The following is an 11073-nucleotide window of genomic DNA, read 5'->3' as shown; positions in this document are numbered from 1 at the left end:
ACAAGAATGGCGAGCATGATGTGTAGCGTAACGTCTTTCCGCGTCACCCTGCCGGCTGTCAGTGCGGCCATGGCCCTGGGACTTTTCCTGGCTGGCTCGCCGGCCCTGGCGCAGTCTGCGATCGAGCGTCATCCTCCGAAGCGGCCCGATGTGCCGACGTCCTCCGTCTCGATCGCGGAGCAGGATTTCGGCAGGGCGAGCGAAGCGCCGCTCGGAGTAAACCTCGCCGGCATCCACATCATCGGCCAAAGCGACGCCGTCGCCGCGCATCCCGCATCAGGTATCACGGGTATCGCTGCGGTTGGCGAGGCCGGCAAGACGGTCGATCCGACGTCGATCCGCGCAGCCCTGTCCCCCTTCCTCGGCAAGCCCCTTTCCCTGGCGCTTGCGCGCGACGTCCAGGCGGCGATCGCCCGTGTCTACAAAACGGCCGGCTTTCCTTTCGTCTCCGTCACCCTGCCGCCGCAGGAAATCACCTCCGGCGTTCTGCAGGTGCGCGTGATCGAGTTCCAACTGGGAACCGTCGCCGTCAATGGCGAACCGGCCGAGAGCGCCATCAGTTCGCAGCTACGCGCAAAGCCCGGCGAACCGATCGATGCCGCCCAGCTCGAAGAAGATCTCTCCTGGCTCAACCGCACGCCCTACCGACGGGCGCAAGGGGCTTTCAGGCCGGGTGAGCAAACGGGACTGAGCAATCTCGATCTGACCGTGCGCATGGAGCGCCCGTGGCAGGTCTTTGCCGGCTGGTCGAATTCCGGTTCGAAGGATACGGGCCGAGACCGCTACTTCGTCGGCGCCAACGCCTATCTGGCGGCGCTCGGCGGCACGGTCGTTTCTTACCAGCTCACCGGCAGCGATACGGCCTTCGCCGATCCCGGGCGGCTGGTGCCGCAGGATGGCGACTATCCCGACTATCTCAGCCATTCCGCGCGCATCACCATCCCGACTTTCGCCCGCCAGGAACTCGAAATCGCCCCCGCCTTCGTGGCGAGCCGGCAGGAGCCGAACCCCTTTATCGCTTTCGAGAACCGCACATTCGAGTTGCCGATCATCTACCGCTCTGCCGTCTCCAATCTGCTGCCCGGCCATTACTGGGGCGAAATCTATGGCGGCGTGGAGTTCAAGCGGCTGGAACGCACGACTTATTTCGCCGGCATTCCCGTTGCCAATGGCGGCGCGGATCTTTTCCAACTCGTGCTCGGCTGGACGCGCACCGTCAACGACCGACTGGGGCGCACGGCCATCGATGCGCGCGTGAAGGCCGATCCCGGCGGCGTTCTGGGCGACAATGACGCGGCCGCCTGGTCTCTCTTTTCCAACAACCGCGTCGATGACGTGACCTACGCCTACGCGGCGCTCGACATCAGCCGCATCACGCCGTTGCCGGCACATCTCACCTGGGTCTCTGCGTTTTCGGGCATTCTCTCAGGCCAGCCGCTACCGGATACCGAACGCATGTCGCTGGGCGGTCGCTACGCCGTTCGTGGCTACGGCTACGATGATGTCAGCGTCGACAGCGGCTTCACCTGGCGCAACGAGCTGCGCCTGCCGGCCTTCGCCCTTCTCGGCCGGTTCACCGGTCTGTCCGATCGCCTTTCGCCGTATCTGTTCGCCGATGCGGGATACGGCGTCGACAAGGCGAATGATGACTCATCGACGCTTGCCAGTGTCGGGCTTGGGGCGGATTACGATATTGGCAAAAGCGTCTCCACCAGCCTCAGCGCCGCCTACGCACTGACCAACGTCGGCGCGACGCGATCCGGCGACTGGGCGATCCAAGCGAGCTTTACCGCCCGCTACTGACGGACCTCCGCGCGACCGCGAAGGACAAGCTTGAATGCACGCGTGCGCTTTGTGTCTGACGATGGCGTTTTCGACTTGCTAGCGGGCTTGCCAAGCAACCAGCAAGATAAGCTCCGACTGATGGTCTTGAAGAATGCCTCGACCACATCGCGTTGTCGCAGGAGCTTCCCTGGCCGTCCATCGAGATCCGGCGGTCCGAGCTTGGAGAGCGGCGTAACAACAATCGGGCTCCAGTCTCCGTTGGATGAAAGGACCGCGGCAGGTCAGACAAAATGCGAGATAGGTGCGATCGGGCCCAGCTATTCGACTGCTCTTCCCAGGGACTCAAAAAAGCAGCCACAACCGTGCTCGCAGAGGTCGGAGCCACCGAATACCAGTTGATGGCCGTGTTCGGATGGAGCGTCCAAAGACTGCCCGTATCTACACCCTCAAAGCCCGACAACGCCGTCTGGCAGCTTCCGCGTTCGACCATTTGAACAAGGAAAATTCGATCCAGGCGGACCGCCTACAGGCCGACCCACAAGACAAGCGGGCCCACAAAAATGTCCCACTTTTCACCCCTCGTTCCGTCGGTGAGACAATTCGAGAGAATTCTCTTGAAATATCAATGCTCGGCGGAAGGGGGTGGTGGGCCCGGCAGGACTCGAACCTGCAACCAGACCGTTATGAGCGGTCGGCTCTAACCATTGAGCTACAGGCCCCCGAACGCCCCGTCGCCAGGGCATTCCCGACAGCAGTGCCCCGAATTCACGGGGCCGGCTCTTGACGTTTCCTATACCAGCAGACAGCGTCGGCACAAGAGCCGCGATGCGGTAACGCACGGCACACGCACGCCTCGTTGCGCGAATGCCGCAAGGGTGCCGCAATCGGCGGCGATGACTGCGAACGGGTCACCCGATACCGCATGACCCGCAAACACCGACTGCAGATCAAAGGAAACACCATGACGCGCTCGCACCTCCCGGCCATCAGCCCTGCCCTCGGCAAGGCCACCGCCGCCATGCTGGTCGCCGCGCTTTGCGCATTCGCGATGCCGGCCTCCGCCCAGAGCCAGGACAAGATCGCGACCATGAGCCTGACGGGCACCGGCGAGGTGACCGCCACCCCGGACATGGCCGTGGTGACCTCCGGCGTCGTTTCCCAGGCCAAGACCGCGCGTGAGGCGCTTACGGCCAACACCGACGCGATGACGGGGCTGATCACGGAGATCAAGTCCGCGGGCATCGAGGCGCGCGACATCCAGACCAACGGCTTTTCCATCTCGCCGCGCTATGCCGAGAGACGGGATAGCAACGGCAACTGGCTGGAAGACCGCAAGATCGTCGGCTATCAGGTCAACAACGGCGTCGTGGTGCGGGTGCGCGACCTCTCCAGGCTCGGTGCGCTGCTCGATGCGATGGTGACCAAGGGCGCCAACAATATCGGCGGAATCAATTTCATCGTCTCCGATGCCGACAAGCGGCGCGACGAGGCCCGCACGGCCGCGGTCGCCGACGTGAAGCGCAAGGCGGAACTGTATGCCAAGGCCGCCGGCGTGCGCCTCGGCCGGATCCTCTCCATCGACGAGGGCAACGTCAGCCGCCCGCAACCGGTGATGATGATGCGGGCGATGAAGGAGGACGCGGCCGCGGTTCCCGTGGAAGCCGGCGAGGAGACGCTGAGCGTCAACGTCACCATCACCTGGCAGCTCGAGCAATAGCGCCCGCGCTAAGGACGCAGGACACGGCGAGGGAGAGGATCGGGCCATCCCGGCGCGCCCTTTCCCTTGCCGCTTTCGCGATGGCCGACGCTCAGCCCGTCGTGAGATCTATGACTTCCGCCTTCGGTGCGGTGCCGCCGGGCTTGTTCCGGTCGGCGAAGATCAGCACGTCGCCGTCGGCGCGCGCCGAGGTCACGAGCCCGGGATCGACCTCCGCGTACACCCATTGCGCCGCATCCATCTCTCCAACCGCAAGAAGCCCTGTCTCCGCAAACCCGATATCCGGCGGGCAGACGACGCGCGCCGCACCGCGATTGACATCGACCGCCGCAGACCACGACGCCCGGCCCGATGTCGGGGCCGTTGCCACATAGCATTGGTTTTCAAGCGCCCGTGCGGCGGCCCCGATGGCGACCCGACTTGCGCCCATCACCCCCTCCGTCGCGCTCGGCGCCAGGATCAACCAGGCCCCCGCTTCGGCCTGGGCGCGGGCGATGGCGGGAAATTCCACGTCGTAGCAGATATCGATGGCGATGCGGCCGAGCGTCGTCTCGAACACGCGGATCGGCCCGCCACCGACAAAGCCCCAGCGCTCGCCCTCGAAACGGGTCATGACGATCTTCGCCTGCTCGCCGCATGCGCCGGCCGGCGTGAACAGGCGCGCGACGTTGCGTACCGCGCCCACCGCGTCGCGTTCGGGGAAACTCGGGGCGAGAATGTGCGCGCCGGAGCTTGCCGCAAGTTCGCGCCAATGCGTGTTCACGTCGGGCAGCAGGTCGCCCATCGCGGTCACCGACGCATGGATATCGCCGGCGACCTCCCGGCCGAACAGCGAGGCCAGCTCCATCGAGCCGTATTCGGGAAAGACCAGCAGCTCCGCCCCCCGGGAGCGCGCGCGGTCCACCCAGTCGCGCGTCTTCGTCTTCCAGTCGTCCAGGCTGTCGAGCCAGTCGATCGGGTATTGTGCGGCCGCAATGCGCATCCGCCTGTCCTCCTGAATTTCTGAAAGATCCCGGCGTGGCCGGTTCTGGAAAGAACTATTCCAATAGCACGCCGGACAGCCTTGCGAAAATACCTGAGGCCGACCACCCGGCGGCGCCGGAGCGGCAGACCTCTACGCAACGGTTAACGGCAACTCTGCGTCTCCCGGCGAACAAAATACGTCAAAAACCGGCCGTGCCGCAGCTTTGCCCCATTATGCCCCTAAGGGCGGACCTTTCCAGGCGCGCTCGACCGCCCGAAGCGACGCCCTATCGGGGATACACCATGAGACAGCACCTGATCATCGCGGCCGCCGCGTTTTTCGGCGCCTGCTCGCTCGCGCAGGCCGCTCCCTCCGCCTGCGGCAAGGCCGCCTGGTACGAATACACGACCCGCACGGCCAGCGGCGAAATGGCAAATCCCAATGCCATGACCGCCGCCCACCGCACCTTGCCATTCGGAACGAAGGTCAAGGTCACGAACCTGCGCAACGGCAAGAGCGTGACAGTGCGGATCAACGACCGTGGCCCCTATACGCGCGGACGCGTGATAGATCTGACCCGGGCAGCGGCCCGCAAGCTCGGCTACATCAATTCAGGCACCGCGCCGGTGTCCCTGATCCTCGCCGACGATCCGGCCGGCAAGCCCGTTCCCGGCTGCCCGGACTGAGCTCTTTCCCGCTCGCGACGGATCGGGCCGCACCCGGTGCATTCAGTCCTGAAGGAAGGGGTTGCTCGCGCGTTCCGCGCCGATGGTGGAATGAGGCCCGTGTCCGCACAGGAAGGTGACGTCGTCGCCGAGCGGGAACAGCTTTTCCTTGATGGAACGGATGAGAGCAGCGTGGTCCCCGCCCGGCAGATCCGTGCGCCCGACCGAGCCCTTGAACAGAACATCGCCGACGAGCGCGAAGCGCGACGGTTCGTGGAAGAACACCACGTGTCCGGGCGCATGTCCTGGACAGTGCAGAACCTGGAACTCCACTCCCGCGACATCGACCGTATCGCCCTCGACGAGCCAGCGGTCGGGCGTCATCGCGCGCACGTCGGGCAAGCCGAACTGGCGCGCCTGATCCTTCACCCGCTCGATCAGCGGCTTGTCCGCCTGATGTGGCCCCTCGATCGGCACGCCCAGCGTTTCGGCCAGCTCCGCGGCCCCGCCGATATGATCGATATGGCCGTGGGTAATCAGGATGCGTTCGACCTTGATGCCTTCCGACTTCAGCGCGTCGAGAATGGCCTCGACATCGCCGCCCGGATCGACGACGACGCCGGCCTTGGTCTCGTCGTCCCAAAGAAGCGTGCAGTTCTGGGCGAAGGGCGTGACGGGAATGATCGCCACCTTGAGCTGGGTCATGGGATCCTGCCGGGCTGGAAAAACGCTGACCGGGCAGAACTAGAATACTCCGCCGTCCGGGGAAACCACCCGACATCAAAAAGTCGCTCGAAAACCCGTCGGGTCACCGGATAGGGGCGTGCGTCGCGACCGGCCTTCAGCCGCCCAGCGCATCGGAGACGTCGCGAAATCCGCGCCTTGCGCGCGCCATCATGTCCCGGGTTCTTTCCACGTCCCGCCCGAGCTGGCGATAGCCCTCCGACAAATCGTCGCCCACGTCCCGCGCCTGCCGAGCGGCCCAGCGCGTGTTTTCCATGAGCTGCTCGTGCGCTTGCGGCTCCAGCCCGGTGACGGTTCCCGCAACCAGACCGGCGATCACGGCGGCCGCAAGACGGTCGTCGAAACTCTTCATGGCGGGAGCTCCCTGCAAATCGGCAGTCGACAATCAATGAATATTAACGAGTCCTTACCTCGACCTTTAAACTTTGTCTCGATGTTTTGCCGCGCATACTTAACGCGCCGGCCGGTGCCGTTGCGCCGCCAGCCACGATACGGTGGGAAATACGTTCGCGAATTCCTCTACATCGCCCCCGACGCGCAAGAACGATTAGGGGGCGAATAATTGTTTTTAACGGATCAAACAATAATCGCCCCCGGGACAAGACCAGCCAGGCGAGCTCCGCCGAAATTGTCGCAATTGCTGAGCTATGACTTGCTCTGTGGGGGAACTTAATCTTAAATGGCGACGGCCAGGTGCGGACGTGGAATCCGGAGCGCGAATGGAGGCCGAAACGGCGCAGAATGCGTTGCCGCTTCACGGTCCATCAGCCCGACCAGGCAGGACGTTTCCGGAAAGGGGCGCCTTTTGGGCACCCTCTGGGAGGCATGGTCGTTTCCGTTACGGCTTGCGGCTTTTCCGGCATGAACGCCGGATGACCCGCGACGGAGCGGCGCGTCAATTCGACGACGCGATGGTGAAGGGTCGAAAGTGACTGGGAAGAGGCAGGAATACGATGGCTGATTGGCGCAGCCGCAAGGGTGGCGATCCGGACATGGATGACGAGCCGGAACGCCGCAGCAAAGGACGACGCGGGCACGGCCGCGGGTCCCGCGGTTTTGACAGCCGACCGGACTTTGGCGGTCCGGAAGATTTCGGATACCCCGCCGATTTCGGGGGCCCTGTTTATGGCAGCGAGCCGCCCGAACGGACCTTCGCTCCGCGTGACGACTTCAGTCGCGACCGGAGCGGCGATACGGGAGGCTATGGCGACCGGCGCGGTTACAGCGGCGGTGGCGACAGGGGTGCGGACCGGGGCCCGGGGCGCGGTGATTTTGCGCGCGGGGGCGAACAACGCGGAGACAGAGGTGGAGACCGGGGCGGCGAACGCAGCTTCGGCGGCGGCCGCCCTGCGGAAGACCGTCCCGGCGGCGGCTATCGCCCGCGCCCCGACGGACCGCGTCCCGAACGCCCGGCAGCCGATCGCGCCCCCGTCGAACGGGGCCCGCGACAGACGGGGACGGTGAAGTTCTTCAAGGCCGACAAGGGCTTTGGTTTCATCACCCCTGACGAAGGCGGGATCGACGTATTCGTCCATATCTCCGCGGTCGAACGGTCCGGCCTGAGCGAACTGGAGAGCGGGCAGCGCCTGTCTTTCGAGACCGAGCCCGACCGGCGCGGCAAGGGCCCCAAGGCGGTGGAACTCAGGCTCGAAGACGCCTGATCCCCGAACAGGCCTTTCCGGCGCACAGCACTGAATGCTGCGGGGCCGGATGACATGACATCGACGGCGCGTTCGGATGAGACCGGGCGCGCCGTTCTTGTTTTCGTCGCAGCGACTGCTTTTTTCGCGAAACTGCGGATCGCAGGACGCCCAAGCCGGCGGAGGCACGGCATGCGTGCACAAGCCGACACAAGCCGGCACCGGCCGCGTGGGCACCTTCCCCGTCTCCTTCCCGCACTCTCGCTCTCGCGCATTCCTTTCGCCGCCGAATTCCGATACACGGTGAAACTTGCGCAATCGCTCTGCAGCCCGCCGCGCGGACGCAGAGACTTTTCGACGGATCCGATGAACTATCGTCACGCCTATCACGCCGGCAACTTCGCGGATGTGCTGAAGCACGCCGTACTGATCGCCGTCATCGACCATCTGAAGAAGAAGGACAAGGCCTTCCGGGTGCTCGACACGCACGCCGGGATCGGCCACTACGACCTGTCCGGCGAGCAGGCCCAGAAGACCGGGGAATGGCGCGACGGCATCGGCAGGCTTATCGACATCACCCCGTCGCATCAGGCCGCCCCGCTGCTGGCGCCCTATCTCGAACTCGTGCGCGAAGCGAACGGAGCGGGTCCGCTGACGCAATATCCCGGCTCGCCCGAGATCGCGCGACGCCTCCTGCGCGCCCAGGACCGACTGACGCTGACCGAGTTGCACCACGAGGACCACGCGGCCCTCGCCGAACGCTTCGCCGGCGACCATCAGGTCCGCGTCGTCGAACTCGACGCCTGGCTGGCGCTGGGCGGCTTCGTGCCGTTCAAGGAAAAGCGCGGAATGGTCATCGTCGACCCCGCGTTCGAGGAACCGGACGAATACCGCACGCTTGCGGCCGGCATCTTCAAGGCGACCCGGCGCTGGATGACCGGAACCTACGTCGCCTGGTATCCGATCAAGGACACAAAGGCGCTCGAGCATTTCTACCGGATGATGATCGACACGGGTCTGCGCAAGATGCTGCGCACGGAATTCCAGGTCGCCCGTCCCACGAAGGACGGGACGTTGAAGGCGTGCGGCATGCTGATCCTCAATCCGCCCTTCACGCTGGAAGCCCAGTTGCGCGGCGCCCTGCCGTGGCTGGCGAAGATCCTGGCGCAAGGGCCGGGCGCCTCCGGCACCGTCGACTGGCTGGTGCCCGAATGACCCTGCGGCCGGACGGGACTTGGCCGACCGGGCGAGGCTTGACTGAAGGGACGCGCTAACACATCGTGCATCCGCATGAGTGCGGATGCAGCGTCCGGGATTCGAACGCCAGCGTTTCCGCATATCCTGCAATGCCTGCCGCCAGTCTTCGCGTACCGAGCAACTTCAACCGGAGGACGCGATGTCCGCCCTGCCCCGCGTTTTTGCGCTGACAGCAACCCTGGTTTGCCTCCTTTTCGCCCCCGCACATGCCGAGGGCGTCTATTTCGGCCTGACAGGAGGCCCGACGTCCCTTCCCCTTTGCGATGCACCTTCGGTGCAGAGCGCAGTGCGCCGCACCATTGCCCGTGCCGATACCGATTACCGCGGTGGCATCTCGATCGAGAAGATGGATCTCGTCGGCCAGACGGGTTACGCGCTCGACACGCCCAGCCCGGTCGCCCGCCGCTACTGCCGCGCCAGGGCCTACCTCTCCAATGGGCGCCTGCATCCGGTCTACTACATGATCGAGGCCTATTCCGGCTTTGTCGGGGTTTCATGGAATGTGGAAGCCTGCCTGCCCGGCTTCGACCGTTGGCGCGTCAATGATGGAAACTGCCGGGTCGTGCGCCGTTGAACGTCCGTCGGCGCGAAGGCTGTGATCGCCGTGATGCAACGCCGGTGTGACGGCGGGCCGCGCAGCTCCGTCCGCATCGTCGTTCCCCGTCGCCTCCCCCCTGCCCGCATAGTCCGGTTTAGCTAGCCCCCCACCTTTTCGACACGACAGGCTGGCACCGGCTCCCCGGAGTGACTCTCATGATCGTGCTTCATTCGTCCCCCTCCTCGCCCTTTGGGCGCAAGGTGCTTCTCGCCGCGAGCGTGCTCGGCCTCGATGCGATCCTTCTCGTGGAGCCGACCGACACCAACGAGCCGGACGACAGGTTCCTCAAACAGAACCCACTGGGAAAAATTCCGGTTCTGATCACCGAGGACGGGCAGGCTATCTTCGATTCCCGCGTCATCCTCGAATATCTCGATCACCGGGCCGGCGGCGGCCGGATCATCCCGGTCGATGCGGGCCGCTTCGATGTGTTGCGGATGCAGGCCATGGCGGACGGCATGGCGGATGCGGCGCTGCTGATGGTCTATGAAAAGCGGTTCAGGCCCGAGGACATGCGCTACGAGCCCTGGCTCAAGCGCCAGCAGGAGAAGGTCGATCGCACGCTCGCAGTGCTGGAGGCCGCACCGCCGCGCCTGGGCTCGACGCTCGATGCCGGCGCGATCGCGCTCGCCTGCTCGCTCGGCTATCTCGATCTGCGCTTCGAAGGCGCCTGGCGCACAACGCATCCGCGCCTCGTCGCGTGGCTCGACGATTTTTCGGCCCGCCTGCCGGCCTTCGAGAGGACCAAGCCGTAGCCCGGAGACGAAAAAGCGGCACGGCCTTCCTGAGGCCGCGCCGCTTTGTTCCGTCCGAACGCAATTCCGGTTGAACGAAAAGCGCTCTAGAACTTGTAGCTCATGCCGACGCGGGCGATGTGCTCGCTGAGGTCGGACTTCACCGACGTTCCGCCGAAATTGTAGTTCTCCTTGCCGAAATCGGCATAGAGGTATTCGGCACGCGCCGTCAGGTGATCGGTGAGCGCGGTTTCCACGCCACCGCCGACGGTCCAGCCCGCGGTCACGTCGCTGTCGTCGGAGCCGCCGCCGGACCACTTGCGATCGGCCAGAGCCAGACCGCCCGTACCGTAGACGAGCACGTTGTTGTCGAAGACATAGCCCGCACGCGCGCGGACGGTGGACAGCCAGTTGGACGTCGCCTTGACGCCGACACCGTTCGGCGAGGCGCTGTCGGACTGATCCGTGTAGGCGATATCCGCTTCCATGCCGAGCAGCCAGTTCGGCGTGAACATGTAGTTGTAACCGGCGTGGACACCGGCATTCACACCGTTGGAATCGAGGTCGAAGCTGCCCGTGGCAGGCCCGTTCGCATCCCGATCACCCCAGCCGTAGCCCAGCGTGCCGCCGAAATAGAAGCCGGTCCAGTAGAACCGTTCCTGCGGCACCGGCGCCGGAGCGGAATATGCCTCCGGCGCGGCGGGCTCCGGCAAATCGGCTGCCAGGACGGGCGCAACCCCACCGCCGATCACAGCGCCGGCAAGAAGAGTTCCAAGAAGGCGTTTCATCAAGAGTACTCCGAATTGTACGCGTTTTCGCGAAGGATAAGGATCGTTTGCGCTTGCGATACGACCTCAAGGTGGTCGCGGATTGTGGCGGGAGAAGACGGCAATTGAGGAAAAATCGCGTCAAATCGAAGGTATTTCCGCGCATGGTTAGGAGGATGTAAACGTCTCCCCCCGTAACCGG

Annotated in this window: 11 protein-coding genes and 1 tRNA gene; 7 read left to right on the top strand and 5 right to left on the bottom strand. The window is 64.8% G+C overall.

Annotation, left to right across the window (positions count from 1 at the left end; all coding sequences use genetic code 11):
- Positions 1 to 15 precede the first annotated feature (15 nt).
- A complete protein-coding gene (locus V2L18_RS00585; protein WP_336175713.1) occupies positions 16 to 1803 on the top strand; it encodes a ShlB/FhaC/HecB family hemolysin secretion/activation protein in 1788 nt (595 codons plus the stop codon).
- 625 nt (positions 1804 to 2428) lie between these two features.
- Here V2L18_RS00585 and V2L18_RS00580 read toward each other — a convergent pair.
- Positions 2429 to 2504: transfer RNA gene (locus V2L18_RS00580), tRNA-Ile, on the bottom strand.
- Between the two features lie 242 nt (positions 2505 to 2746).
- On the opposite strand from V2L18_RS00580, the gene V2L18_RS00575 reads away from it, so the two are divergent.
- The gene (locus V2L18_RS00575) at positions 2747 to 3502 is read left to right on the top strand and encodes an SIMPL domain-containing protein (RefSeq protein ID WP_336175711.1); all 756 of its coding nucleotides are present in this window, start codon (positions 2747 to 2749) and stop codon (positions 3500 to 3502) included.
- Between the two features lie 91 nt (positions 3503 to 3593).
- Here V2L18_RS00575 and V2L18_RS00570 read toward each other — a convergent pair whose 3' ends face one another.
- Complete coding sequence (locus V2L18_RS00570; RefSeq protein ID WP_336175709.1) at positions 3594 to 4484, bottom strand: carbon-nitrogen hydrolase family protein; 891 nt, start codon at positions 4482 to 4484, stop codon at positions 3594 to 3596.
- Between the two features lie 284 nt (positions 4485 to 4768).
- On the opposite strand from V2L18_RS00570, the gene V2L18_RS00565 reads away from it, so the two are divergent.
- Complete coding sequence (locus V2L18_RS00565; protein WP_336175707.1) at positions 4769 to 5152, top strand: septal ring lytic transglycosylase RlpA family protein; 384 nt, start codon at positions 4769 to 4771, stop codon at positions 5150 to 5152.
- 42 nt (positions 5153 to 5194) lie between these two features.
- Here the strand turns inward: V2L18_RS00565 and V2L18_RS00560 are convergent, their stop codons facing one another.
- Together V2L18_RS00560 and V2L18_RS00555 are read right to left on the bottom strand one after the other, a co-directional pair.
- On the bottom strand, positions 5195 to 5836 hold the full coding sequence (locus V2L18_RS00560; protein WP_336175705.1) for an MBL fold metallo-hydrolase: 642 nt from the start codon (positions 5834 to 5836) through the stop codon (positions 5195 to 5197).
- A gap of 136 nt (positions 5837 to 5972) precedes the next feature.
- Positions 5973 to 6227 carry a hypothetical protein gene (locus tag V2L18_RS00555; protein WP_336175704.1) on the bottom strand — a complete coding sequence of 85 codons (255 nt, stop codon included), beginning with the start codon at positions 6225 to 6227 and terminating at the stop codon, positions 5973 to 5975.
- Between the two features lie 640 nt (positions 6228 to 6867).
- Here V2L18_RS00555 and V2L18_RS00550 point away from each other — a divergent pair.
- The 4 genes from V2L18_RS00550 to V2L18_RS00535 all read left to right on the top strand — a co-directional run bounded on the left by V2L18_RS00550 (position 6868) and on the right by V2L18_RS00535 (position 10125).
- Positions 6868 to 7536, top strand: a complete 669-nt coding sequence (locus tag V2L18_RS00550; protein WP_336175703.1) for a cold-shock protein — start codon at positions 6868 to 6870, stop codon at positions 7534 to 7536.
- 345 nt (positions 7537 to 7881) lie between these two features.
- Complete coding sequence (rlmJ, locus tag V2L18_RS00545) at positions 7882 to 8730, top strand: 23S rRNA (adenine(2030)-N(6))-methyltransferase RlmJ (RefSeq protein ID WP_336175702.1); 849 nt, start codon at positions 7882 to 7884, stop codon at positions 8728 to 8730.
- A gap of 181 nt (positions 8731 to 8911) precedes the next feature.
- Positions 8912 to 9346, top strand: coding sequence for a cytoplasmic protein (locus tag V2L18_RS00540; protein WP_336175701.1), 435 nt, complete (start codon positions 8912 to 8914; stop codon positions 9344 to 9346).
- Positions 9347 to 9525: 179 nt separating this feature from the next.
- The gene (locus V2L18_RS00535) at positions 9526 to 10125 is read left to right on the top strand and encodes a glutathione S-transferase family protein (protein WP_336175700.1); all 600 of its coding nucleotides are present in this window, start codon (positions 9526 to 9528) and stop codon (positions 10123 to 10125) included.
- An 86-nt stretch (positions 10126 to 10211) separates the two neighbouring features.
- Here V2L18_RS00535 and V2L18_RS00530 read toward each other — a convergent pair whose 3' ends face one another.
- The gene (locus V2L18_RS00530) at positions 10212 to 10892 is read right to left on the bottom strand and encodes an outer membrane protein (RefSeq protein WP_336175699.1); all 681 of its coding nucleotides are present in this window, start codon (positions 10890 to 10892) and stop codon (positions 10212 to 10214) included.
- Positions 10893 to 11073 lie beyond the last annotated feature (181 nt).

The sequence above is a fragment of the Breoghania sp. JC706 genome (assembly GCF_037026715.1).
GTDB lineage: Bacteria > Pseudomonadota > Alphaproteobacteria > Rhizobiales > Stappiaceae > Breoghania.
This window is presented reverse-complemented; position numbering and strand designations above follow the sequence as displayed.